This is a genomic window from Micromonospora pisi (assembly GCF_003633685.1).
Taxonomy (GTDB): Bacteria; Actinomycetota; Actinomycetes; order Mycobacteriales; family Micromonosporaceae; genus Micromonospora_G; species Micromonospora_G pisi.
Window position 1 is genome coordinate 5,793,007 of sequence record NZ_RBKT01000001.1, and the last position, 25,661, is coordinate 5,818,667.

Sequence of the window (25,661 nt, forward strand, 5' to 3'; positions counted from 1 at the left end):
GATTCGCGTCTGTCGCCCCCCACATCCGTGCACCGAGGGCGTTTGATGTGTGCACAGCGCGGCAGATGGTCGCGCCCCGGGACCACGGGTCGGGAGGTCGTATGGAGGCCGCAGCGTTGCGGAACTCCGTTCCTCCTGGACGGGCAACCGCGTTCTTCGGATTTGTCTGGGCGGTCGTCGCGTTGGCCGTCGGGCTCTCCGTCGTACCGCTGACCAGGTTGCCCGACCAGATTCCCCAATTGCCGCCGGCATTCTGGGTCATGGCCGCGCTCGCCGCCGTCAGCGACGCGCGCCCCTTCACGCCGCCCGGACGCCGGCAGAGCTCGGCGGTATTCCCCTCCATCTGCTTCACCTTCGCCATCATGCTCGGCTGGGGGCTCGCCCCGGCGATCGCCGTACAGGCGGTCGCGGTGCTGATCTCCGGCTTCCGGATGCGTCACGCCCTCTGGCGGACGATCTTCAACATCGCCCAGTACGCCTGCGCCCTGACCGCGGCCCACGCGGTCGCCCGGCTCGGCGCCGAAGCCGCCTTCGGCACCCGACCACATCCGAACTGGACGGACGTTGCCATCGTGGCCGGCGCGGCAACCGCCTGGTTCGCGGTCAAGTACGGCTCCGTCACCCTCGCCGTACGGTTGCGTTTCGCCAGCCCGTGGTGGCCGGCGTTCCAACACGGACTCGGCTTCGAACTTCTCTCCACCGGCTCGTTGCTGCTGCTCAGCCCAGTGGTCGCCGCCGCCGCCCGGGTCAGCCCGGCGCTGATCCCGCTGGTCCTGGTGCCCCTCTACGCGGTCTACCGGATGGCCCGGATCTCCACCGAACAGGAACAACTCGCCCGCCTCGACCCGCTCACCGGTCTGGCCAACCGCAAGGCCCTGCTCGCCGAGGTCGCCGACCAGATCGCCGTGCACGCCGAACTGGCGGCCAAGGGGGCGCACGGCCGGCACCTGGCCCTGCTCCTGCTCGACCTCGACCGGTTCAAGAACGTCAACGACGCCCTCGGCCACGCCATCGGAGACCGCCTGCTGGTCCGGGTCGGCGAGCGGCTCACCGCCACCGTCCGCCGCGAAGACCTGGTGGCCCGGCTCGGCGGCGACGAGTTCGCCGTCCTCGCGACCGGGGTGCGCGACGCCGCCGAAGCCCGCGCCCTGGCCGAACGGGTGGTCGAAGCGCTCGCCGAACCGGTCGCCCTGGACGGGCTGCCGCTCGACGTCAGCGGTTCCATCGGCATCGCGTTCCACCCCGACCACGGAGCGGACTTCGCCACCCTGATGCGCCACGCCGAGGTGGCGATGTACGACGCCAAGCACCGGGGGGACACGGTCGCCCTCTACGCGCCCGAGTCCGACCACAACTCGCCCGAACGGCTGAACCTCCTCGCCGACCTGCGCCGGGTTCTCGACCGGGGTGGTGCCGGCGGCGTCGACGTCGGCGAGATCACCATGTACTACCAACCCCAGATCGCGATCGCCACCGGCGAGGTGGTCGGGGTGGAGGCACTGCTGCGCTGGCGGCACCCGAAACGGGGAATGGTCGACCCGGAGGAGTTGATCCGGGTGGCCGAGCAGAGCGCGGTGATGCGCCTGCTCACCCGACGGGTGATCGACGATGTGGTCGAACAGCTCGCGAAGTGGTCCGCGGCCGGCATCGGACTCCGGGCCGCGGTCAACGTCAGCGTCCGTGACCTGCACACCGGCGAGATCGCCGACCAGCTCGCCGACCGCCTCACCCGGTACGGCGTACCACCGTCCTGGATCCAACTGGAGATCACCGAGGGTGCGCTGATGGCCGACCCGCACCGGGTGCTCGCCACCATCGCCCGGCTCGACAAGCTCGGCGTCGCGATCGCCCTGGACGACTTCGGCACCGGCTACTCCTCCATGCAACACCTGCGCCGGCTGCCGCTGGCCGAGGTGAAGGTCGACCGCTCCTTCGTACTCGGGATGGCGGTCGACGCCGACGACGCCGCCATCGTCCGGTCGGTGATCGAACTGGCCGGCGCGCTCGGCCTGCGGGTGGTCGCCGAGGGGGTCGAGGACGAGCGGACCTGGCGACTGCTGCACGCCGCCGGCTGCGACGTCGCCCAGGGCTGGTTCTACGCCCGGCCGATGCCGGCCGAGGAACTCTCCGCCTGGATGGCCCGCTACCGCCCGCTGGTCCCCGGCCCGGTGCAGGACACCACCGGCCGGCATCGCTCCCGGGTCCCGCTGGCGGTCGAGGGCGCGCAACCCCCGGCGCCGGTGACCGACGACGCCGGACCGACGGCACCGGACGGGCCGTACCAGGCCGAGCAGAACCGGCCGTACGTCGTCGAGCCGTTCGAGGACGACGGGTCGTTCCTACCGGAGCCGGACAGCGTCGAGCCCTCGGAGGCCGGTGCTCCGGTCGAACTCAGCGGAGCGGGGGGAGTCGGAGACGCCGCGTCTTCGGCTGACAAATAGACTCGCTCGGGTCACGGCGCGCGTGTCACGCTGCGCCGGTAACACGTCTAGGCACGAAGGGGGCACCGATGGCCGCCATCTCCCGCGAGGAGGTCGCGCACCTGGCGCGGCTGTCGCGGCTCGCCGTCACCGAGGAGGAGCTGGAGACCTTCGCCGGCCAGCTCGACGTGATCCTCCAGTCGGTGGCCCGGGTCGGTGAGGTGACCGCCGCCGACATCCCGCCCACCTCGCACTCCGTGCCGCTGACCAACGTGCTCCGCGAGGACGTCGTGGTGCCCTGCCTGACCCCGGCCGAGGCACTCTCCGGTGCACCGGACGTTGAGGAACAACGCTTCCGCGTACCGCGGATCCTGGACGAGGAGGCCTGACCGGCATGAGTGACGTGACCAGGATGACCGCGACGGAGGTCGCGGCCCTTGTCGCCGGTGGCCAGGCGTCCGCGGTCGAGGTGACCCAGGCCCACCTCGACCGGATCGCGGCGGTCGACGACCGGGTGCACGCGTTCCTGCACGTCGACACCGAGGGGGCGCTCGCCGCCGCCCGCGACGTCGACGCCCGCCGGGCCGCCGGTGAACCGCTCGGCCCGCTCGCCGGGGTCCCGGTCGCGGTCAAGGACGTGCTCACCACCAAGGGTGTGCCGACCACCGCCGGCTCGAAGATCCTCGAAAACTGGCGCCCGCCGTACGACTCGACCATCGTGTCGCGGCTGCGGGCCGCCGGCACGGTGCCGATCGGCAAGACCAACATGGACGAGTTCGCCATGGGCTCCTCCACCGAATACTCCGCGTACGGGCCGACCAACAACCCGTGGGACCTGACCCGGATCCCGGGCGGCTCCGGTGGTGGCAGTGCCGCCGCGCTCGCCGCGTACGAGGCACCGCTCGCCATCGGCTCGGACACCGGCGGCTCGATCCGCCAGCCCGGCGCGGTCACCGGCACCGTCGGGGCGAAGCCGACCTACGGCGGCACCTCCCGCTACGGGCTGATCGCCTTCTCCTCGTCGCTGGACACCCCCGGGCCCTGCGCCCGTACGGTCGAGGACGCGGCGCTGCTGCACGCGGTCATCGGCGGACACGACCCGCGCGACTCCACCTCCATCCCGCAGCCGGTGCCGGACGTCGTCGCCGCCGCCCGGCTCGGCGCCAACGGCGACCTGACCGGGGTACGGCTCGGCATCGTCACCGAGTTCTCCGGCGAGGGCGCCGAGCCCGGTGTGTTGGCCGCGTTCCGTGACTCGGTCGAGACCCTGACCAAGCTCGGTGCCGAGGTCGTCGAGGTCTCCTGCCCGAACTTCCAGTACGCGCTTCCGGCGTACTACCTGATCGCGCCGAGCGAGTGCTCCTCCAACCTGGCCCGCTTCGACGGGGTCCGGTTCGGGCTGCGGGTCGGCGACGACGGTGTGAAGTCGCTCGAAGAGGTCATGTCGCTCACCCGTGACCAGGGCTTCGGCCCCGAGGTGAAGCGCCGGATCATGCTCGGCACCTACGCCCTCTCGTCCGGCTACTACGACGCCTACTACGGGCAGGCGCAGAAGGTCCGGACCCTGATCACCCGCGACTTCACCGCCGCGTTCGAGCAGGTCGACGTGCTGATCTCGCCGACCACCCCGTTCGTGGCGTTCCCGTTCGGGTCGCGCACCGGGGACCCGTACCAGATGTACCTGGCCGACCTCTTCACGATCCCGACCAACCTCTACGGCGGGCCGGCGATCTCGGTGCCCTGCGGGCTCTCCGAAGGGCTGCCGGTGGGTCTGCAGATCATGGCGCCGACCATGGCCGACGACCGGATGTACCGGGTCGCCGCCGCGCTGGAGTCGGCGGTCGGCACCTTCACCCCGCCGGCACTCTGAGTACGCTTGACCATGCTTTGCCCGGATACCGCTCGAGAGCTGGAGTATTGATGAGCGCGATCGTCCTGCCGTCGTACGACGATGTTGTCGAGCGGTACGAGCCGGTGATCGGCCTGGAGACCCACGTCGAGCTGGGCACGAACACCAAGATGTTCTGCGGCTGCCCGACCGACTTCGGCGGCGAGCCGAACACCCGGACCTGCCCGGTCTGCCTCGGCCTGCCGGGGTCGCTCCCGGTCGCCAACAAGGCCGCGATCGAGGCGACCATCCGGATCGGCCTCGCACTCAACTGCACCATCGCCGACTGGTGCCGGTTCGCCCGGAAGAACTACTTCTACCCGGACATGCCGAAGAACTTCCAGATCAGCCAGTACGACGAGCCGCTCTGCGTCGACGGCTACCTCGACGTCGAGGTCCAGGGCAAGACGGTCCGGATCGGCATCGAGCGGGTGCACATGGAGGAGGACACCGGTAAGTCGCTGCACGTCGGTGGCGCCACCGGTCGTATCCACGGTGCCACCGAGTCGCTGGTCGACTACAACCGGGCCGGTATCCCGCTGGTCGAGATCGTGACCAAGCCCATCCCCGGGATCGGTGCGCTCGCCCCGGAAACCGCCCGCGCGTACGTCACCGAGCTGCGCGACGTACTCCGCTCCCTCGGCGTGTCGGACGTACGGATGGAGGAGGGGTCGCTGCGCTGCGACGTCAACACCTCGCTCAACCGTCCGGGCGATGAGTGGGGCACCCGTACCGAGACCAAGAACGTGAACTCGTTGCGTTCGGTCGAGCGGGCGGTCCGCTCCGAGATGCTGCGGCAGGCTGCCCTGCTCGACGCCGGCGTGAAGATCATCCAGGAGACCCGGCACTTCCAGGAGGACACCGGCGACACCCGGCCCGGCCGCTCCAAGGAAACCGCCACCGACTACCGCTACTTCCCCGAGCCGGACCTGGTGCCGATCGCACCGGACCCGGCCTGGGTCGCCGACCTGAAGGCCGCCCTGCCCGAGCTGCCCCGGGTCCACCGGCAGCGGCTCCAGGAACAGTGGGGCCTCTCCGACCTCGACATGCAGTCCGTACTCAACGCGGGTGCGGTCGAGCTGATCGAGCAGACGGTTGCCGCCGGCACCACCCCGGCCGGGGCCCGGAAGTGGTGGCTCGGCGAGCTCTCCCGCCGCGCCAACGAGTCCGGTGTCGAGCTGGCCGAGGTCGGGGCCACCCCCGCCCAGGTCGCCGAACTCCAGCGGCTCGTCGACGAGGGCAAGCTCAACGACAAGCTCGCCCGTACCGTGCTGGAAGGCGTGGTGGCCGGCGAAGGCGACCCGGCCGAGATCATGGCTGCCCGGGGGCTCGGTGTCGTCTCCGACACGGGTGCGCTGACCGTGGCCGTGGACGAGGCGATCGCCGCCAACCCCGACATCGCCGCCAAGGTCCGCGAGGGCAAGCTCGCCGCCGCCGGTGCCCTGGTCGGTGCCGTCATGAAGACCACCCGCGGCCAGGCCGACGCCAAGACCGTCCGCGACCTGATCCTGGAGCGACTGAGCTAGCTGGCTGGCCCCGGTTTCGCCTCGGCCACCCGCCGGCTGTCCCAGGCGGGGCCGAGGAGTTGTGCTTCACCCGAAGGGTGGTTGCCCCTACCAGGGCAGCCACCCTTCCCGCATCCACCCCCACCCACCCCCGCCGGGCGAGGGCGGGGGGTTAGCGGGTGGGGGTGGGTGGTGGGGGTGGGGTGGGGGGGATTACCGGGGGTGGGGTGCCGGGCAGGGATGGGCCCGGGATCGTGCTGCCCGGGGTCGGGGTGGCGCTGGTGGTGGGGGTCGGCTGCGGCGGCTGCACCAGGTGGCGTTCCAGACTGACCTGGGCCTGACCCGTACCGCCGACCTGGATGTCGTCGTACGCCTGGAGCATCCGCTGCTGGTCGAAGTAGAGCACCGAGAGGGCCAGGGGCAGCGGCTTCTCGCCCTCCAACCCGCGTAGCCCGGCACCACCGGTCGAGCCCTGCACCAGCATCAGGGTCGGGGGCTGTCCTGGCAGTGGGGAGAGCGGGTCGATCTCGCGGTGGTGCACGTGACCGGCGAGCACGAGCGGGCAGGTGCCGTTGAGTGCCTGCCCGGACGCGGGGTCGTGGACGAGCGCGATGTCGACCGGTGGCTTGGCCGCGCGTACGGTGCTGGCCAGTTTCTCGCCGGCGCCGGTGACCTGCTCGATCACCTGGGGGGTGGCCCCGGAACCGTTGGGTGAGGTCTCCTTGTCGGGGGTGAACCGGGGGTCGCCGATCCCGGCGATGGTCAGCCCGGCGACGGTTCTGACGGTGTTGTCCAGCACGATCGCGTTCGGTTGCCGGGCCACGGCCGCGGCGGTGGCGGCGGAGTCGTGGTTGCCACGGATGAAGACGTACGGCACCTTGAGCACGCCGATCGAGCCGAGGAAGGACGCCTCCGGCTCGCTGCCCCAGTCGGTGATGTCCCCGGTGTCGATCACGACGTCGATGTCGAACTGCTCGACCACGGTACGGATCACCTGCCACCCGGTCGGGTTCAGGTGGATGTCGGAGACGTGCAGTACCCGGGTGGTGCCCTGCGCGGGTTCGAAGACGGGCAGGGCGGAGACGGTGGTGTAGAGCTTGCTGACGTTGCCGACCAGCCGTTGCACCTGGTCGGCGTACTTGCCGTAGTCGGAGGCGATGCGTCGGGCGTCGCCGACCACCGCCGGGGCGTTGACCAGGAGCCCTTCGTAGCGGGGTTCCTCGACCGCTTCCGGTCGGAGGCTCAACGCGGCGATGCCGAGACTGCCCCCGGAGATCAGCAGCGCCAGCCCGCCGGCCCAGGCGACCCGCCGGGTGTTGCGGAACACCAGGATGGCGAGGATCAACGTGCCGAGTACGGCCACGGCGACCGTACGCAGCCCGACCCGGACCACACCGCTGGTCACGTCGGTGACGGCGGTCTGGCTGGCGCGGGCGATTCCGGCCGGGTCGTCGATGAGTTGTTCGGTCCGGCGCAGGTCCAGGGAGCCGAGTTGGATGGAGAGGTGGGCCGGTCCGGCGTGGCTGTCGATCTGCAACGAGCCCAGTGGCGGGATGTCGACGCTGGTGCCACCGCTGACCGTGGGGGTGATCGCCATCTCGGCGCGGAACGGCCCGATGTCGACGTGCATCCGGCCGGCGATCAGCACGCCGCCGACGACGCCCGCGAGGGCGACCAGGACGATGCTCAGGGCGAGCCCGGTGCGGCGGGCCGCGACGGAGGTCAGCGCGCGTCGGCAGCCGTGGAGCACCGGCCGTGGTGACCGGCCGATGAGCCGCAGCACCGACCCCGCCCCGGTGCGGGCGTTTCGCCACGCCGGTCCGGGTGCACGCCGGTCGGCCGGGACCTGTCCGGTCCCGGCTGCCTGCTCGTCGTCGTTTCCGTGCCTGTCCATGTGCAAATCATGACCTGCCCAGCAAGAGATCTTGGGAAACCTGGTGAGGCTGACCGGTTCGCACCTGCTGTGGTGGCGCTGATGCCGTCCGGGGCGTGGCGCGGTCAGCTCCGGCCGGCGCCGCCGCCGGAGAAGACCAGGCGGAGGAGGCGGTCGTCGTCCGCGGCGGGTTTGCCGCGCCCGTCGTGGTTGGAGGTGGAGATCCAGAGTGAGCCGTCGGGCGCGGTGACGGCGGTGCGGAGCCGGCCGTACTCGCCGTTGAGGATGGCCCGTGGTTGGCCGAGGACGCCACCGGCGGCGGTCAGTTCGAGCAGCCAGATCCGTTGACCGCGCAGGCAGGCCGCGGCGAGCAGGTTCTCCACCACGGCGATCCCGGAGCAGGAGGCGTCCGCGGTGCCCCAGACCGCCAGCGGTTTGCTGAACTTCGGGTCAGTCTCGGCGTCGCCCTGCCCCTCGACGACGGGCCAGCCGTAGTTCTTGCCGGGTTCGATGAGGTTGATCTCGTCCCAGGTGTTCTGGCCGAACTCGCTGGCGTAGAGCCGCTTGTTCGCGTCCCAGGCGATGCCCTGCACGTTGCGGTGTCCCAGCGACCAGACCAGGGAGTTGGGGAACGGGTTGCCGGCGGCGGGTTTGCCATCCGGTGTCATCCGGAGGATCTTGCCGCCGAGGCTCTTCGGGTCCTGGGAGAGGCCACGCTCGGATGCGTCGCCGGTGGTGGCGTAGAGGAAACCGTCCGGGCCGAAGGCGAGCCGGCCGCCGTTGTGGATGCCGGAGAGCGGGATGCCGGTCACGATCGGCGTGGGTTCGGTGCCGAGGACCAGTTTGGCGATCCGGTTGTCCTCTTCGGTGGAGTAGTAGACGAAGACGGTCTTGTCCTTGTCGTAACCGGGTGAGACGGCGATCCCGAGTAGGCCGCCCTCACCGGCCGCGTCCACCTCGTCGAGGGTCGCCGCGGTGGTGACCTTCAGCCCGTCCGGGCCGGACTCCGGTCCGACCTTGAGGATTTTCGCGGTGTCCCGTTCGGTCACCAGTGCGCCGCCGTCGGGCAGGAACGAGATTCCCCACGGCACCCGCAGGCCGGTGGCGAGCACGGTTGTCGCCACCTGCTGGTCGATGCCACCGGCCCGTGGGGTGGCGGTCACCGAGGGGGTGGGGAAGCGGGGTGGTTCGCCGGCCGGGTCCGGCTCCGGCTCGCCGAAGGCACATCCGCTGGTCGCGAGGATGGCCGCCGCACAGAGTGCGACCGCCGCGCGGGTCCGGGCGCGGCGCGGGTACGAGGGGCGAACGCTCACCCGGCCCAGCCTAGCCGGACCGCCGGCACAACCTTCGCCATGCTCGATCAACGGGGCACTCTCCTTCGGGGATCCGGCCGATTTACCCGGCGGGTGAGTCATACCGGGCAGTTGCCGACAGACCCATGCGAAACTGCCGCCATGGTGACCGGGACAGCGACGCGACCCGCCGGGCCGGTGGCAACCAGGGGCGGGCGTCTCGCGGTCCGGGTCGCGGTCGCGTTCGGCCTGCTCGGTCTGGTCTACCGGCTGGTGCTGCTGCTGGTCGAGGTGCCACCGACGAACAGCGACGAGGCGACGAGTGGCCTGGTGGCGATGCACCTGGCGCAGGGCCGCGAGTTCCCGCTCTTCTTCTACGGCCAGTACTACATGGGGGCCTTGGAGTCGTACCTGGCGACGCCGTTGTTCGTCCTCCTCGGCCCCTCCACGCTCGCCCTACGCCTGCCGAACCTGCTGCTCTACGCCGTGTTCCTGGCCCTGGTCTGGCAACTCGCCCGGCGGCTGTACAGCCCGTGGCTGGCCACCGCCACGGTGGGCCTGCTGGCGCTCGGCTCCGACCGGGTCCTGAAGAACCAGCTCATCGCCGCCGGGGGCTATCCGGAGATGAATCCGGCCGGGGCGCTGCTGGTGCTGCTCGCGGTGAACCTCGGCCTCGGGTTCTGGACGGGGTGGCGTCGGCTGGCCGCGTACGGCGTGTTCGGGCTGGTCGCCGGCCTGACCCTGTGGGACGACTGGTTGGTGCTGCCGTACGTCGGCGCGGCCGGCCTGCTGCTCCTGTTCAACTGGCGGGAGCTGCGTGGTCGGGCGGGACTGGCGCTCGGCGGCGGCCTGCTGGTGGGGCTGGTGCCGATCGTGGCGCACAACCTGACCGCCGCACCGGAGCATCGGTCGCTGGCCGTCTACGCCACCCTGGGCGGCGACGCTGTCGTCTCCTGGGCCGACCGGCTCCACGGCGGGGTCCTGTTCGGCCTGTCGATGGGGACCGGGTTCTGCGCGCCCGGTCGGTGCGCGTCGTGGCAGCTCTGGTGGGGCGTCGCCTATCCGGTGCTGCTGGTGGTCGCGGGGGTGCTCGCGGTGCGGGCGGTACGGGCCGCGACCGGCGCCGAGCGGGTACGCCAGGGTGGCAGGTTGGTGTTGCTGGCCGGTGCCGGACTGAGCGTGGCCGCGTACGCCGGCAGCAGCGCCGCCGGTACGACCCCGGTGGAGAGTTCCCGTTACCTCTCCTGCCTGTTGATCTCGACCCCGGCAGTGCTCTGGCCGCTCTGGGCGGCGGCGAGCACCGCGTCCCACCCCGGTACGCGATGGCACGCGCCGGTCCGCTGGGCGGCGTCGGGGCTGCTCGCCGCGATCGTGTCGACGATGGGACTGGCGAGCGTGGCACTGGTCGCCGCGGCGCCGGGACTGAGCCGGGAGGCGGACCGGCGACGGGAGCTGGTGGCGGCGCTGGACCGGCTCGGCGTCGACCGGTTCTACGGCGGGTACTGGACCTGCAACACCATCACCTTCGTGACGCGCGAGCGGCTGGTCTGCGCGGTGATCCGGGACGACCTGCGCGCCGGTTGGGACCGCTACGAGCCGTACCGGGAGCTGGTCGGGCAGGCCGGGAGCCCGGCGTACGTGTTGCCGGCCGGCTCGCCGTTGAGCGCCGCGGTCGCCGACCACCTGGCCGCCAACGGGGTCGCGGTCCGGACCACGAGCGTCGCCGGCCACGATGTCTACCAGCCGGCCGGCCCGGTCGACCTGCCGCTGCGCTGACGGCGCCCGCCGGCTAGGGTCGGCGCCTGTGAAGGCATGGATCCCGCACGAGCACGGCCGGTCGATGCTCGGCGACATTCCCGACGGGGTGACGGTGCAGTGCGCTCCCGCTCCGGACCAGTTGCCGTCGGATCCGTCCGGGGTGCGGTTCTGGGTGCCGCCGTTCCTCGCCCCGGCCGAGGTGGTGGGGCTCGCGGCGGAGCTGCCGGACCTGCGGGTGGTGCAGTTGCTCACCGCAGGGGCGGAGGTCTGGGCCGGTCGGCTGCCGGACGGGGTGCTGCTCTGCGACGCGCGGGGAGTGCACGACTCGCCGACGGCCGAGTGGGTCGTCGCGGCGATCCTCGCCCGGTTGCGGGCCTTCCCACTCTTCGCCCGCGCGCAGCCCCGCCACGAGTGGGCGTACGCGGAGGCGACGCCGACCGACGAACTCTTCGGCAAGCGGGTGCTGATCGTCGGTGCCGGGTCGGTCGGGGCGGCGCTGGTGGCCCGCCTGCTGCCGTTCGAGGTCGAGCTGACCCTGGTCGCCCGGACCGCACGGCCGGCCGAGGGGGTACACGGGGTGGCGGATCTGCCGGGCCTGCTCCCCGCGGCCGACATCGTCGTACTGCTGGTGCCGCTCACCGACCTGACCCGGGGGCTGGTCGACGCGCGTTTCCTGGCCGCCATGCGCGACGGAGCGCTGCTGGTCAACGCGGCCCGGGGCCCGGTCGCCGACACCGACGCGCTGGTGGCCGAGCTGACCACCGGCCGGTTGAGCGCGGCACTGGACGTGACCGATCCGGAGCCGCTGCCCGCCGGTCATCCGCTCTGGGACCTGCCGAACGTGCTGATCACCCCGCATGTGGGCGGTTCGGTACGGGGCCTGCTGCCGCGCGCCTACCGGCTCGCCGGTGAGCAGTTGCGCCGCCTCGTGGCGGGTGAGCCGTTGATCAACGAAGTGGTCGACGGCTACTGAGTCGACGGGGCCGACGGCTACTGAGCCGACGGGACCCCGCACTACGCGGAGGGGGGCTGGTCCTCCGTACCGAGGACGTGCTGACCGCTCGCCGCGACCAGCCGGGGCAGGCCGGCGGCGGGCACCGCGGGAAGCAGGACCATCCGGTCGTCGGTGAGCGAGGCGATCACCCGGCGACGGTCGTCGACGCCGAGTTCGACCACCTCGTGCCAGGGAATGAGGCGCTGCCCGAACAGCGCCCGGATCTTCACCCCGGCGCGGTCCGCGTCGGTCCCGGCCCGCCAGGCCCAGATCCCGATCAGCAGCGGGATGAGCAGTATGGGGGTGAAGTACCAGGCCGCGCTCGCCAGCGGCAGGGCGCCGATGAACGCGATCGCGGCGGCCACCCAGATCGCCTGGCTGTACCGAAAATGAACCGAGTCGGTGCTGCTCACCTCCCTAGTTTCGCACCCGACCCTGATCTCCGTACGGGTGGGCGGCGGGCAGGCCCGGCAACCGACGACGGAATGGGTAGTCGGAGCATTACAAAAAGTGAGTGGGGTTACGCGAATATCGCTACCGGGGCGTAACTCCGCCCCGGCTCGATCGTTGACGGTTGATAGGTGTGCCTCCACCGTCTGCCGGGCGCACCCGCGCTACCCGCCCCACCAGTGCCACCAGTGCCAGCCGTTCCGCCCGCACCAGTCCGTCCCATGCCCCCTGCAGAAGGCGACATCGCCGTGTCCGTGGCGCTCCCCCCGCGCGCCGGAAGTCACCGGCGCACCACACAGGTGCCGGAAATCGTCGCCGGTTCGGCGGCGGCGGTCATCCTGATTGCCGGCTCAACCGGTCTCCTTTCCACCTACCTCGCCCTGGCTGTCGCCGTGGGCGTGGTCTCCGCACTCGCCGCCACCCGACTGATCCGGCTGGCGCTCGTCATCCACGCCGCCCGGCGCAGCTTCGGCCCCTGCCGGGGCGTCGGCTTCCTCGGCGCCGGTGTGGTGGCGAGCGGGTCGACCGTGCTCGCCCTGGCACTGGTGTCGGCCACCGTCCGCCCGTTGCTGCTCCTCCTCGGGCTCCTCGTCGCCCTCCCGCTCTACCTGCTCGGTGTGCTGTTGCTGCCAGGGGCCGCGAGCACCGTGTCGATGCGGTTGAGGCGTGGTTTCGACGGGCTGAGCCTCGGCGTCAGCCTCGCGTTCGTCGGTTGGCTGATGCCGCCCGCGGGTGGCATGCCGCCGGTCGCCCTCGCGGTGGCCCTGCTCGCCGCCGGTGGTCTGTCGATCATCGCGGTCACCGCGTTGCGCTCCTTCGGCTACCGGCGCGCGGCCGGACTCTGCGGCGCCGGCGCCGGCGCCTCGGTGCTGGGGCTCGCCGTGCTCGGCGTCCTGCTCACCTACGACGTGCCCGGCTGGGCGCCACTGGGCGCGGCCGTCCCGCTGGTCGTCGGGCCGATCCTGGCCGCCGCCGGCACCCGGTACGCCAACCCGGGCGCTCAACCGCCGCCGCCCGGTGAACCCGAGACGCACCTCTCGGCGTATCCGTTGCTCACCGTGCCGGCCGTGGTCGCCACCCTGGCTGCCGTCTACCACCTGGTGGTGGTCGGCGAGTTCGACCACACCTCGATCGTGCTCGGGCTCGCGGTGATCCCGACGCTGGTGGTCCGCGAGGTCTTCGCGGTGCTCGACATCCGCTCGTACGCCCGACGGCTGGTCAGCCAGGAGGCGCATTTCCGTGCCCTGGTCACCGGCGCCAACGACCTCACCCTGGTGGTCGGCGCCGATCTGCTGGTCCGGTGGCAGTCGCCGGCCGCCGCGCGGCTCTTCGGCCTCGCCGACGCCGACGTGGTGGGGCGGGCGTTCGCCGACCTCATGCACCCGGACGACGCCGCCTCGGTGACCGAACTGCTCACCGGGGTGCTCACCGGACCGGCTTCGGCCACCGGAAGGTCGCCGCTGGTCACCGCGAGGCTGCGCGACGGGCACGGGATGTGGCGGGACACCGAGTCGACGGTGAGCGACCAGCGTGGTGTGCCGGAGGTGGACGCGCTGGTGGTGCACGTACGTGACGTGGGCGAACGCCGGAAGCTGGAGCACCAGGTGCACCAGCTCTCCTTCACCGACCAGCTCACCGGGCTGGCGAACCGGCGGGACCTGATGCGGGCGATCGTCACCCAACGTTCGTTGGCCGGGCACACCGGCTCGCTGCTCGTGGTCGACCTGCACGGCATGTCGGCGATCAACGAGAGCCGGGGGCGCGAGGTCGGCGACGCGGTGCTGGTCGAGGTCGGCCGGCGGCTGCGTACCGGCGCCGGCGGCGACGACGTGGTCGCGCGGCTGGGCGGTGACGAGTTCGCCGTGGTCACCGTCGACGGCCCGATGCTCGCGTACGCGCTCGGCATCCGGTTGATCGGCGCGCTGACCGAGCCGTACCAGTTGCCCGGTGCGATCGTGAGCCTCCAGGCCAGCATCGGTCTGGCCGAACTCTGCGGCGGCAGCGGCGTGGACGACGTGTTACGGCGCGCCGAGATGGCCCGGCGCCGGGCCCAGCAGCTCGGGCGCAACCGGATCGAGTGGTACGACAGCGACCTGGAAGAACAGCTCGTCCGCCGGATGGACCTGGAACGGGAACTTCCCGGTGCCGCCATGCGGGGCGAGTTCGACCTGGTCTACCAGCCCGTGCTGGGCCTGCACGACAAGCGTCCGGTCGGTACGGAGGCGCTGGTCCGCTGGCGCAGCCCGTCGCTCGGTACGGTGCTTCCGGCCGAGCTGGTGCCGGTCGCCGAGGACCTCGGGTTGATCGACGAGCTGGGCCAGTGGGTGCTGCACAAGGCGTGCCGGCAACTCGCCGAGTGGTCCCGGGGCGGCCGTCAGCTGTGGATGTCGGTCAACGTCTCGGTGACCGAGCTGACCGGCTCGGAGTTCGTCGGGCGGGTCGCCGCGGCGCTCACCATCCATCAGGTCGAGCCGGACCGGCTGCTGATCGAGATCGCCGAACCGAGCGGGGAGGTGGACATCATGGGGGTGGTCGGCCAGCTCGGCAGATTGCGGGCGCTCGGGGTGCGTACGGCGTTGGACGACTTCGGCCTGGGGCCGGCTTCCCTGGCCCACCTGCGGCGGATGCCGGTCGACATCCTCAAGATCAATCGTTCTCTGGTTTCCGACCCGAGCGGCTGGCAGGGCCAGGGCAAGCCGGTGATCGACGTGGTGGTGAGCCTGGGCCGGCGGCTCGGCATGGAGATCGTCGCCGAAGGGCTGGAGTCCGCCGACCAGGTGGAACAGGCCCGGCTGGCCGGCTGCCGGTTCGGTCAGGGCTTCGTGCTCGCCCGCCCGGCCACCGCGGAGCGGGTCGAGGCGTACCTGGAGGAGTTCCCCTCGCCGTCCAGGTGAGACGGAGCCGACGCTTCGGCACCGCCGTGAGGTTGTCGCGGCGGGGCGGAACGCGCCCGGCGGGCGAGTACGGATCGGTCGGCCGTGTGACGTCGGGTCCTCCGCCGTGCCGGTGCCCACACCCTCTGGTCCTCACTACCGTCGATGCCGGGGCTCCGCCCGGGCGGGCGGACGGGAGGGGCGAAGATGGACGAGGACGCTGGCCGGCGGGTGCTGACGGCGGTACGGGAGCTGGCACCGACGATCGGCGACTGGGCTGCCGAGATCGACCTGGCCCGGCGACTGCCACCGGACCTGCTGGCCGAACTGGTCGCCGCCGGTTGCTTCCGGATGTTCGTGCCGCGCAGCCACGGCGGGTACCAGGTCGACGCACTCACCGGCATGACGGTGCTCGAGGAACTGGCCCGCGCGGACCCGTCCACCGGGTGGACCGTGATGCTCGGCAGCGAGGCACCGTTCCTGCTGGCGCTGCTCGGCCAGGACCAGTTCGACAAGGTGTACGCCGACCGCCCCGACGTGATCGTCGCCGGCGGGTTCAATCCGCAGGGGCAGGCGCGGGCGGTCGACGGGGGCTACCAGGTGACCGGCCGGTGGGCCTTCGCCAGTGGCTGCGAACACGCCGACTGGATCTTCGGGAACTGTGTGGTGCTCGACGAGAACGGCGTACCTAGGCCGGGACCGGTCGAGGGGATGCCGCAGACCCGGGGCATGCTCTTTCCCGCCGCGGAGGTGGAGATCGTCGACACCTGGCGGGTGCTCGGACTGCGCGGCACCGGCAGCCACGACATCGTGCTCGCCTCGGCGTTCTGCCCGGACACGCGTACGTTCGACATCTTCGGCGGCCGGCCGAGCGTGCCCGCACCCCACCTGGTGGCACCGCTGGTCCAGTTCGTCCTGCACCTCGGCGCGGTGGCGGTCGGCATCGCACAGGGCGCGTTGGACGAGCTGACCCGGCTCGCGCTGGGCAAGCAGCGGCTCTACGCCAGCAGTTCGCTGGCCGACTCGCTGGTCTTCCAGCTGCACCTCGGTCGGGCCGAGACCTCCGTACGGGCGGCCCGGGCGTTGCTGCGGGACCTGGCGGCGGAGTTCACCGCGAGCGTGGCGACCGACCCGGCGGCGGTGCCGGGCTTCAACCCGGCCGCGGCGGGGGCGCTGGCCTGGGTGACTGAGGTGGCGGTGGCGGCGGTGGACACCTGTTACCGGGCCGGTGGCGGCGGGGTGGCCCGGGACTCCGCCCCGCTGCAACGCCGGTTCCGGGACATCCACACGTTCAGCCAGCACGCCGCAGCGGCCGAGGGCTTCCTCGGCACGTACGGCAGCGCCCTGCTCGGTCGTCCGGTCGCCATCGGCTACTGACGCCGCCGGGTGCATGTAAGGAAGGGCCCCTTGTTAACGCATAGCGTTAACAAGGGGCCCTTCCTTACATGCGGTATCAGGCGGAGGCGTAACCGGGCATGGGGTAGGTGGCGAGGAGGTCGGACACCTCACCCGCGATCCGGTCCAGGGTGGCCTCGTCGTCCTTGACCGCGGCGCTGACCGCCTCGTCCATCCAGGCCGCCACCTGCGGCATCTGCTGCTCGGTCAGGCCCCGGGTGGTGAGCGCCGCCGCGCCGAGCCGGATGCCGGACGGGTCGAACGGCTTGCGGGTGTCGTACGGCACGGTGTTGTAGTTCAGTTCGATTCCGGCCCGGTCCAGCGCCTGGGCGGCCGGCTTGCCGGCGATGCCCTTGCTGGTCAGGTCGGCCAGGATCAGGTGGTTGTCGGTGCCGCCGGAGCTGAGTTCGAAGCCCCGCTCGACCATCGCGGCGGCGAGCGCCTGGGCGTTCGCCACGACCTGGTGGGCGTACCGCCGGAAGTCCTCGGTCGACGCCTCCTTGAGGGCGACCGCGATACTCGCGGTGGTGTGGTTGTGCGGGCCACCCTGGAGGCCGGGGAAGACCGCCTTGTCGATCGCGCTCGCGTACTCGGCGGTCGTCATGATCATGGCGCCGCGCGGGCCACGCAGGGTCTTGTGGGTGGTGGTGGTGATGACGTCGGCGTAGCCCACCGGCGACGGGTGCGCACCACCGGCGACCAGTCCGGCGATGTGCGCGATGTCGGCGACCAGGATCGCGCCGACCTCCCGGGCGATCTCGGCGAAACCGGGGAAGTCGATGGTCCGGGGGACCGCCGTGCCACCGCAGAAGATCACCTTGGGGCGCTCGCGCAGCGCGAGGTCGCGTACCTCGTCGAGGTCGATCCGACCGGTCTCCCGGGAGACCTGGTAGCGCACGGGGGTGAACCACTTGCCGGTGGCCGAAACCGACCAGCCGTGGGTCAGGTGCCCGCCCATCGGCAGGGCCATCCCCATCACCTTGTCGCCCGGGGAGAGGAACGCCAGGTAGACCGCGAGGTTCGCGGGGGAGCCGGAGTACGGCTGGACGTTGGCGTGGTCGACCCCGAAGAGCGCGCGGGCCCGTTCGATGGCGAGGGTCTCGATCGGGTCGATGAACTGCTGACCCTCGTAGTAACGCTTGCCGGCGTAGCCCTCGGAGTACTTGTTGGTCAGCACGGTGCCGCTGGCCTCGAGTACGGCGGTGGAGACGTAGTTCTCCGAGGCGATCATGCGCAGCTTGTCGTGCTGGCGCTTGGCCTCGGACTCGATCAGGGCGGCCAACTGCGGGTCGGCGGCGGTCAGGGTGGGAATGGGCGGTACGTGCATGAGCGTCCTCCTGGCTGATCGGCGCTTGCCCTACTGCGGGGCGCGGAAGGGCAAGGCGTACACCGGGCCCCTCTGTCCGGCCCTTGGCCGATCCAGACAGTCCCGGCTGATGTGCACCCAGGCGCGCGGTGCACGATCTCGGTCGCTCCCCGGTGGTTTCTTCCACCTCGCCGCGCCAGTCGCCTTAACCGCCCCGATCGTAGCCGCCCCGCCCTTCACCGCGCCCCACGCCACCCCTCACGTCTCGTGGATCTAGGGCAGGTCCGCGTGGGTCGATCACCGATCGTGCGGATATGCCCTAGATCGCGGAGGGGGTGGGGGGTGGGGTGGGGCGGGGTGGGGCGGTGCTGCCGCGGGGGGTTAGGTGGGCGGTTTCGTCTTGGTAGGAGGTGATGGGGTCGCCGGCTATGGCGGCGAGGAGCCGGCGGGCGGCGTGGGCGCCGTACGCCGGAATGTCCCGGCTGAGCGCGGTGAGAGGCGGGTGCACCAGCTGGCAGAGCGGGGAGTCGTCCCAGGCCACGATGGAGAGATCGGCCGGGACCGAGAGCCCCATCTCCTGCGCCACCGCCAGCCCGGCGATCGCCATCACGTCGTTGTCGTAGATCAGCGCGGTGGGCCGTTCGGCGGAGCTGAGCAGTCGGCGGGTGACCCGGGCGCCCTCTTCGCCGGTGTAGTCCGAGGGCACCGTACGGGTCTGGTCCAGGCCGAGTCGTCGACAGACCTCGGTGAACGCCTCGGTGCGGATCTCGGTGTGCAGCAGCCCGGGCAGGCCACCGATCCGGGTGATCCGGCGGTGGCCGAGCGCGACCAGGTATTCCACCGTCTCCACCAGGGCCGCCTCCTCGTCGGCCCAGATGCTGGCCAGGCGGCCGGTGTGTCCGGGGCCGCCGATCACCACGGTGGGCAGGTTCAGCTCTTCGAGGGCGGGCACCCGTTCGTCGTCGACGCGCAGGTCGCAGAGGAAGACGCCGTCGATCCGGCGCTCGCCCCACCAGCGCCGGTAGACGGCGATCTCGGTCTGGGCGTCGGCGACGATCTGAAGGGTGAGGGCGTACGACCGGGCGGAGAGTTCGGCCTCGACGCCGCTGATCAGCTCCATGAAGAACGGTTCGACGCCGAGGGTGCGGGCCGGTCGGCGCAGGGCCAGCCCGACGGCGTTGGCCGTCGCGCCGCTCAGGGCGCGGGCGGCGCTGTTCGGGTTGAAGCCGATCTCGCGTGCGATGGCGAGGATGCGTTGCCGGGTGCTTTCCGAGACGCCGGGCTGGCCGTTGAGGGCGTAGGAGACGGCGCCCTTGGAGACCCCGGCCTGGCGGGCGATGTCCGCGATCGTGGGCCGTTTCACCGGCGCTCCTCACTGGTCGGCCGGAAACGTTCCGGGGCTGCGGTCGCCATGGTGCCGGATCGGGGGCGGTCCGGCGAGCCCCGGTACGCCGCGCCACCTGGTCCTGGTCCGAGGCGTACGGAGCTGTGGCGGCGATCAGCTTGCCCGGTTAAGCATAGCGGCCGGGGTGTTGTCGCCGGTGGCGTGGCAGCCTCGTCGTGGTGCGCGAATTGGTGCGGTTCAGGGCAGGCTGGAGCGCTTCCACGCATCTTCGAGCCCGTTCGGGTCGCCCGAAGATTTCCGTACGTGAACGCCGTTAACCCGCCATTGACATGACTATGGGCCGCCCGTACGGTGGCCTCACTTATCCGGTTCAGTCAACGTTCCTCGATGTCAGGGGACGTTCCCGTAGGTGGAGGATGAACATGGGAGGGTTCGGGGCCCGTTGGGTCCGGCTGGTCGCCGCGAGTGCGGCAGGTGTGCTCCTGGTCGCGGGTTGCAGTGGCAACCCCGGCGGCGATTCCGATTCCGGCGGCACCATCACCCTCAAGATCGGCATCTGGGGTGACTTCGGGATCAATGACCTGAAGGCCCGGTATGAGGCCGCGAACCCGAACATCAAGATCAGCGTGAACACCGGCGAGTACAACGCCCAGCACGAGGACCTGCAGAAGAAGCTGATCGCCGGCGACGGCGCCCCCGACATCGCCGCGATCGACGAGGGTTTTGTCATCCAGTTCCGTGGCCAGGCGGACAAGTTCGTCAACCTGCTCGACCGGGGCGCCGGCCAGTACGAGACCCGCTACCTGCCGTGGAAGTGGAAGCAGACCCTCTCCGCGGACAGCAGGACCCAGATCGGCCTCGGCACCGACGTCGGCGGCCTCGCCATGTGCTACCGCACCGACCTGTTCCAGGCCGCCGGCCTCCCCACCGGGCGGGACCAGGTCTCCGCGCTCTGGCCCACCTGGGACCAGTTCATCGCCACCGGGCAGACCTACACCAGCAAGACCGGCAAGAAGTTCATCGACGCCGGCACGAACATCTTCAACCCGGTCCTGGGTCAGCAACCGGTCGGCTTCTACGACCAGGGCGAGGCGCTGGTGATGGAGGGCGGCCCGAAGGTGGCCTTCGAGGTGGCCGCCAAGGCGATCGCCGCCGACATCTCCGCCAACCTGCCGGCCTTCCAGCCGGAGTGGAACGCCGGCTTCGCCCAGAACGCCTTCGCGGTGCTGGCCTGCCCCGCCTGGATGCAGGGCCACATCAAGAACACCGCGCCCGAAACCGCCGGCAAGTGGGACATCGCCGCGATCCCCGGTGGCGGCGGCAACTGGGGTGGTTCGTTCCTCACCGTGCCGAAGCAGGGCAAGCACGTGGACGAGGCGTACAAGCTGCTGGAGTGGCTGGTCCAGCCCGAGCAGCAGATCGAGATCTTCAAGAAGGTCGGCAACCTGCCCTCCCAGCCGGCGCTCTACCAGGACCCGGCGATCAAGGACTTCTCCAACCCGTTCTTCAACAACGCGCCCGTCGGTCAGATCTTCCCCAGGGCGGCGGAGGGCCTGACCCCGCAGTACCTGGGACGGAAGAACGGGCCCACCCGGGTCGCGGTGGAGAACGTACTCAACCGGATGCAGACCGCCGACCTGAAGGGCAAGCCGCTGAGTGAGGCGTGGGCCGAGGCGCTCAAGGAAGCCGAGAAGGCAGCCAAGTCCTAGCGCGTGGTGAGTGGTGGGTGGGCGGTTCCCGTACGCCGGGCTCTCCCCGCCCACCCCCGGCGTACGTCGACGTTCCCCGGCCCTGGAGGTCCCGATGTCCACTACCCGTGCCACCCCGGCGGCGGCCCCGCCCACCGGGTCGGGCGGGCGCTCCGCCGGCCCGGGCGACCCCGACCCGCACCGCTGGCGCAACCGGCTCTACCGATTCGACCTGCGCTACACCCCTTACCTGCTGGTCGCCCCATTCTTCCTGCTGTTCCTGGTCTTCGGCGTCTTCCCGATCATCTTCAACGGGGTGGTGGCGCTGCGTCACTGGCGTCTGGACGACGCCACCCTCACCGGTTGGGCCGGGCTGGCCAACTTCGAGAAACTGCTCACCGACGACGACTTCTGGAACGCGCTCTACAACACCTTCGGCATCTTCCTGCTCTCCACGGTGCCGCAGTTGACCCTGGCACTGGTGATAGCGTCGGTGCTCAACCGCCGGCTGCGCGCCCAGACCTGGTGGCGGGTCGGGGTGCTGCTGCCGTACGTCACCCCGATCACCGCCTCGACGCTGGTCTTCGCCGCCGTCTTCGCCCGGGACACCGGTGTCGCCAACTGGGTGCTCTCGGTGCTGCACATCGGCGGTGCCGAGCCGATCGACTGGCGCAGCGCCAAGTGGTCGTCATGGCTCGTCCTCGCCACGATGGTCAACTGGAAGTGGATCGGCTACAACGCGCTGCTCTACCTCGCCGCCATGCAGTCGATCCCGAAGGACATCTACGAGGCCGCCGCCGTCGACGGCGCCGGGGTGTGGCGCCAGTTGTGGCGGATCACCGTGCCGATGATCCGGCCCGTGGTGATCTTCACGGTGGTGCTCTCCACCATCGGCGGGTTGCAGCTCTTCACCGAGCCGATGCTGCTCGAACAGAACGCCCAGGCGGCCCGGGGCGGCGCCAACGGCGAGTGGCAGACGATCGCCCAGCTCATCTACAAGGTCGGCTGGAAGGACCTCAACCTCGGATACGCCGCCGCCATGTCCTGGGCACTCTTCCTGATCATCGTGGTGGTCGCCGCGGTGAACGCACTGATCACCAACCGGCTCGGCGGGGGGAAGCGATGAGCACGACCGTGGTGAAGCGGCGCGGCGGCCGGCGACGGGCCGCGTTGACCGGTCGGGCGCCAGCGGACACCCCGGCCAGCATCTGGAACTACCTGTTCCTCGCCCTGGTCTTCGTCTTCTCCGCCTTCCCGCTCTACTGGATGCTGGTCATCGCCACCAGCACCGACGCCGCGCTGGCCAAACTCCCACCCCAGGTGGTTCCCGGCGACCAGTTGCTGACCAACCTGCGCGAGGTCTTCTCACTCCAGGACGTCTACTTCATCCAGTCGCTGGCCAACAGCGCGATCGTCTCCTCGGTCGTCACCCTCTCCGTGCTCTTCTTCTGCTCACTCGCCGGGTTCGCCTTCGCCAAACTGCGGTTCCGGGGCCGGAACGTGCTGATGGTCATCGTGATCCTCACCCTGACCGTGCCGAACCAACTCGGCGTGGTCGCGCTCTACATCGTGATGGGCGAGATCGGCTGGAACGGCACCCTGCTCGCCGTCATCGTGCCCGGCCTGGTCAGCGCGTTCGGTGTCTTCTACATGCGGCAGTTCATCCTGGAGGCGGTGCCGGACGAGCTGGTCGAGGCGGCCCGGATCGACGGGGCCACGACCATGCGCATCTACGCCAGCGTGGTGCTGCCGGCGGTCCGGCCGGCGCTCGCCGTCCTTGGTCTGCTCACCTTCGTCGGCACCTGGAATGATTTCCAGTGGCCCTTGATCACTCTCAACGGGACGGACTACCCGACGTCGATGGTGGCCATCTCCGACCTCGCCAGCGGCAACTACGTGCTGTACCGCCGGGTCCTGGCGGGCGCGCTGGTGGCGACCATCCCGTTGCTCATCATGCTCTTCATCGGGGGCAGGCAGATTGTTCGAGGAATCATGGAAGGCGCGGTCAAGTCATGACGTTTCGCCACAACGGTCCGGGGAGCCACACCAGCCAGGGGGCACGGTCGTGACCGCCCGCCGGACCCTGCACCAGGGCTGGTCGCTGCGCGCGGTGCCCGGACCGCAGGTGCCCGGGGAACTGCCCGAGCGGGCGGTGCCGGCCACGGTGCCGGGCTGTGTGCACACCGACCTGCTCGACGTGGGGCTGATCCCCGACCCGTACCTCGACGCCAACGAACTGGCGCTGGCGTGGATCGGGCGTACCGACTGGGTCTACGAGACCACGTTCGACTGGGACGACGAGAAGGCTGACCGGGTCGACCTCGCCTGTGCCGGGCTCGACACCGTCGCGACCGTCACCCTCAACGGCTTCGAGGTCGGGCGCACCGCGAACATGCACCGCGGCTACCGGTTCGACGTACGGTCGGCGCTGGTCCCGGGCGAGAACACGCTGCGGGTCCGGTTCGACTCCCCGTACCGCTACGCGGAGGAGCAGCGCGAGCGGCTCGGGAACCGACCCAACGCGTACCCGGAGCCGTTTGCCTTCATTCGGAAGATGGCCTGCAACTTCGGCTGGGACTGGGGCCCGACACTGGTCACCGCCGGCATCTGGCAGCCGATCGAGTTGCAGACCTGGTCGGTCGCCCGGTTGGCCGAGGTCCGACCGCTGGTCACCGTCGACGACCGGACCGGCCAGGTCGAGGTACGCGTCGGGGTCGAGCGCGCCACCGACGCGCCGCTGACCGTCGTCGCCGCCGTCGCCGGGGTACGGGCCGAGGTGGTCATCCCCGCCGGGGAGACCGTCGCGGTGCTGCGGCTGACCGTGCCCGAGCCCGAACTCTGGTGGCCGCGCGGGTACGGCGAACAGCCCCGCTACCCGCTCGACGTGACCCTGCACGACGGCGACGGCACTGGCGACGGCGACGGCGACGGCGTCGGCACTGGCCGGGCCCTCGACACCTGGCAGCGTCGGATCGGGTTCCGCTCGCTCCAGCTCGACACCAGCTCCGACGAGCACGGCTCGGCCTTCACCATCGTGGTCAACGGGACGCCGATCGTGGTCCGGGGCGTGAACTGGATCCCGGACGACGTCTTTGTCACCCGGGTCACCCGCGACCGGCTCGCCACCCGGTTCACCCAGGCCGTCGAGGCGAACGTCAACCTGCTCCGGGTCTGGGGTGGCGGGCTGTACGAGACCGAGGACTTCTACGACCTCGCCGACGAACTGGGCCTCCTGGTCCAGCAGGACTTCCCGTTCGCCTGTGCGGCTTACCCGGAGGAGGAACCGTTCGCCACCGAGGTGGCCGCTGAGGCCCGGGAGCAGGTGGCCCGCCTCGCCAGTCACCCCAGCCTGGTGCTCTGGACCGGCAACAACGAGAACATCTGGGGCTGGCACGACTGGGGCTGGCAGGAGGAGCTGGGAGACCGCACCTGGGGCGCCGGCTACTACTTCGAGCTGCTGCCGGCGATCGTGGCCGAACTGGACCCGACCCGCCCGTACTGGCCGGGCAGCCCGTGGTCCGGGCGACCCGACATCCACCCCAACGACCCGGCGCACGGCAGCATGCACATCTGGGACGTGTGGAACCAGGTCGACTACACCCGTTACCGGGACTACCGGCCCCGGTTCGTGGCCGAGTTCGGCTACCAGGCGCCGCCCGCGTACGCGACGCTGCGCCGGGCACTGAGCGACGAACCACTGGCCCACGACTCGCCCGGCATGGCCCACCACCAGAAGGCCGGCGGCGGTGACGAGAAGCTCCAGCGGGGACTCGACGCCCACCTGCCGGCGCCGGTCGACTTCGACGACTGGCACTACCTGACCCAGGTCAACCAGGCGCGGGCGATCGCGCTCGGGGTGGAACACTTCCGCTCCCTGCGCCCGATCTGCATGGGCACCATCGTCTGGCAGCTCAACGACTGCTGGCCGGTCACCTCGTGGGCCGCGGTCGACGGCGACGGGCGGCGCAAACCCCTGTGGTACGCGCTGCGCCGGGCGTACGCCGACCGGCTGCTGACCGTACAGCCGGCCGACGCCGGGCTGAACGTGGTCGCGGTGAACGACGGGCCGGACGGGTGGCGTACCTCGGTCACCGTCACCCGGCTGACCCTGGGCGGCGAACCGATCGCGAAGACGACTGTCGAGGTGGACGTGGCGCCGCACTCGGCGGCGACCGTACCGCTCCCGGCCGACCTGGCTGCGGCGGATCGGCCCCGCCACGAGCTGCTGCTCGCCGAGGCGTCCGGTACGGGCGAGCGCGCGTTCTGGTTCTTCGCCGAGGACCGTGACATCCCGTACCCGACCGCCGGTTACGACACGGTGGTCGAGTCGGAGCCGAGCGCCTCGGGTTACGTGACCCGGGTACGGGTGACCGCCCGGACGATCCTGCGGGATCTGGTGCTCGCCGCCGACCGCCTCGACCCCACCGCCGAGGTGGACGAGGCCCTGGTCACTCTGCTGCCGGGGGAGTCGGTGACGTTCACCGTCACGTCGGCGGGCCCGCTCGACGCCGCCGCGCTCGGCGTGGGGCCTGTCCTCCGATGCGTCAACGACCGTCCCGACGCCTGAGGAAGAGCGAACATATCCGGGGTGTGGCGGATCGGATGATGCCCCGCTGGGGAAGCGATTCCCCAGCGGGCACCGACGCGGCTGGTGTGGTCGTCGTCGCTGTGCCCCAACAATCAACCGCCAGCGGTACGGCAGGCACCCAAGGAGTCAGCCTGCCGTCTGGCTGTAGATGTCGAACACGACCTGCGCGCAGACCAGGCGGCGATCACAGCCGGTAGCCGTACTTCCCAAGCCCAGAGTGCGATCTCGGCCATCCACGGCATTTCTGTGAATAGCGCGTGCGGTAGGGGCCGATGCTTTTCATGAG

At 70.9% G+C, this 25,661-nt stretch carries 17 protein-coding genes and 1 riboswitch; of the genes, 12 read left to right on the plus strand and 5 right to left on the minus strand.

Translation table 11 applies throughout. The features are described 5' to 3' along the window. Positions 1-101 precede the first annotated feature (101 nt). The 4 genes from BDK92_RS24775 to gatB all read left to right on the plus strand — a co-directional run bounded on the left by BDK92_RS24775 (position 102) and on the right by gatB (position 5,834). Positions 102-2,441: a putative bifunctional diguanylate cyclase/phosphodiesterase gene (locus BDK92_RS24775; RefSeq protein ID WP_211349363.1), complete on the plus strand. Its 2,340-nt coding sequence runs from the start codon at positions 102-104 to the stop codon at positions 2,439-2,441. Positions 2,442-2,509: 68 nt separating this feature from the next. Then, entirely contained in the window at positions 2,510-2,809 is a 300-nt protein-coding gene (gatC, locus tag BDK92_RS24780) for an Asp-tRNA(Asn)/Glu-tRNA(Gln) amidotransferase subunit GatC (RefSeq protein ID WP_121158865.1), read from the plus strand. 5 nt (positions 2,810-2,814) lie between these two features. Continuing rightward, complete coding sequence (gene gatA / locus BDK92_RS24785; RefSeq protein WP_121158866.1) at positions 2,815-4,290, plus strand: Asp-tRNA(Asn)/Glu-tRNA(Gln) amidotransferase subunit GatA; 1,476 nt, start codon at positions 2,815-2,817, stop codon at positions 4,288-4,290. 50 nt (positions 4,291-4,340) lie between these two features. Next, complete coding sequence (gene gatB, locus BDK92_RS24790) at positions 4,341-5,834, plus strand: Asp-tRNA(Asn)/Glu-tRNA(Gln) amidotransferase subunit GatB (protein ID WP_121158867.1); 1,494 nt, start codon at positions 4,341-4,343, stop codon at positions 5,832-5,834. Positions 5,835-5,985: 151 nt separating this feature from the next. On the opposite strand, the gene BDK92_RS24795 is transcribed toward gatB, so the two are convergent. Both BDK92_RS24795 and BDK92_RS24800 read right to left on the minus strand, forming a co-directional pair. Continuing rightward, the gene (locus BDK92_RS24795; RefSeq protein ID WP_121158868.1) at positions 5,986-7,707 is read right to left on the minus strand and encodes a metallophosphoesterase family protein; all 1,722 of its coding nucleotides are present in this window, start codon (positions 7,705-7,707) and stop codon (positions 5,986-5,988) included. A 104-nt stretch (positions 7,708-7,811) separates the two neighbouring features. After that, positions 7,812-8,999 carry a PQQ-dependent sugar dehydrogenase gene (locus BDK92_RS24800; RefSeq protein WP_121158869.1) on the minus strand — a complete coding sequence of 396 codons (1,188 nt, stop codon included), beginning with the start codon at positions 8,997-8,999 and terminating at the stop codon, positions 7,812-7,814. A gap of 141 nt (positions 9,000-9,140) precedes the next feature. Between BDK92_RS24800 and BDK92_RS24805 the strand changes: the two genes are divergently transcribed. After that, a complete protein-coding gene (locus BDK92_RS24805) occupies positions 9,141-10,754 on the plus strand; it encodes a hypothetical protein (RefSeq protein ID WP_121158870.1) in 1,614 nt (537 codons plus the stop codon). Between the two features lie 28 nt (positions 10,755-10,782). Further along, a complete protein-coding gene (locus BDK92_RS24810) occupies positions 10,783-11,709 on the plus strand; it encodes a 2-hydroxyacid dehydrogenase (protein WP_121158871.1) in 927 nt (308 codons plus the stop codon). A 41-nt stretch (positions 11,710-11,750) separates the two neighbouring features. Here BDK92_RS24810 and BDK92_RS24815 read toward each other — a convergent pair whose 3' ends face one another. After that, complete coding sequence (locus BDK92_RS24815; protein WP_121158872.1) at positions 11,751-12,143, minus strand: PH domain-containing protein; 393 nt, start codon at positions 12,141-12,143, stop codon at positions 11,751-11,753. Between the two features lie 258 nt (positions 12,144-12,401). On the opposite strand from BDK92_RS24815, the gene BDK92_RS24820 reads away from it, so the two are divergent. Continuing rightward, positions 12,402-15,074, plus strand: a complete 2,673-nt coding sequence (locus BDK92_RS24820; protein ID WP_121158873.1) for a putative bifunctional diguanylate cyclase/phosphodiesterase — start codon at positions 12,402-12,404, stop codon at positions 15,072-15,074. A gap of 186 nt (positions 15,075-15,260) precedes the next feature. Next, positions 15,261-16,430: an acyl-CoA dehydrogenase family protein gene (locus BDK92_RS24825; protein WP_121158874.1), complete on the plus strand. Its 1,170-nt coding sequence runs from the start codon at positions 15,261-15,263 to the stop codon at positions 16,428-16,430. Between the two features lie 76 nt (positions 16,431-16,506). Here the strand turns inward: BDK92_RS24825 and BDK92_RS24830 are convergent, their stop codons facing one another. Both BDK92_RS24830 and BDK92_RS24835 read right to left on the minus strand, forming a co-directional pair. After that, complete coding sequence (locus BDK92_RS24830) at positions 16,507-17,775, minus strand: serine hydroxymethyltransferase (RefSeq protein ID WP_121158875.1); 1,269 nt, start codon at positions 17,773-17,775, stop codon at positions 16,507-16,509. A 108-nt stretch (positions 17,776-17,883) separates the two neighbouring features. After that, positions 17,884-17,968, minus strand: a riboswitch (ZMP/ZTP riboswitch). A gap of 105 nt (positions 17,969-18,073) precedes the next feature. Then, entirely contained in the window at positions 18,074-19,117 is a 1,044-nt protein-coding gene (locus BDK92_RS24835) for a LacI family DNA-binding transcriptional regulator (protein WP_121158876.1), read from the minus strand. A gap of 404 nt (positions 19,118-19,521) precedes the next feature. On the opposite strand from BDK92_RS24835, the gene BDK92_RS24840 reads away from it, so the two are divergent. The 4 genes from BDK92_RS24840 to BDK92_RS24855 all read left to right on the plus strand — a co-directional run bounded on the left by BDK92_RS24840 (position 19,522) and on the right by BDK92_RS24855 (position 25,354). Beyond that, positions 19,522-20,808: an ABC transporter substrate-binding protein gene (locus tag BDK92_RS24840; protein WP_121162545.1), complete on the plus strand. Its 1,287-nt coding sequence runs from the start codon at positions 19,522-19,524 to the stop codon at positions 20,806-20,808. A gap of 94 nt (positions 20,809-20,902) precedes the next feature. Next, positions 20,903-21,913 carry a carbohydrate ABC transporter permease gene (locus BDK92_RS24845; RefSeq protein ID WP_121158877.1) on the plus strand — a complete coding sequence of 337 codons (1,011 nt, stop codon included), beginning with the start codon at positions 20,903-20,905 and terminating at the stop codon, positions 21,911-21,913. Beyond that, the gene (locus tag BDK92_RS24850) at positions 21,910-22,803 is read left to right on the plus strand and encodes a carbohydrate ABC transporter permease (RefSeq protein WP_121158878.1); all 894 of its coding nucleotides are present in this window, start codon (positions 21,910-21,912) and stop codon (positions 22,801-22,803) included. Before BDK92_RS24845 ends, BDK92_RS24850 begins: the two co-directional genes overlap by 4 nt. A gap of 49 nt (positions 22,804-22,852) precedes the next feature. Beyond that, the gene (locus BDK92_RS24855) at positions 22,853-25,354 is read left to right on the plus strand and encodes a glycoside hydrolase family 2 protein (RefSeq protein WP_121158879.1); all 2,502 of its coding nucleotides are present in this window, start codon (positions 22,853-22,855) and stop codon (positions 25,352-25,354) included. Positions 25,355-25,661: the final 307 nt, after the last annotated feature.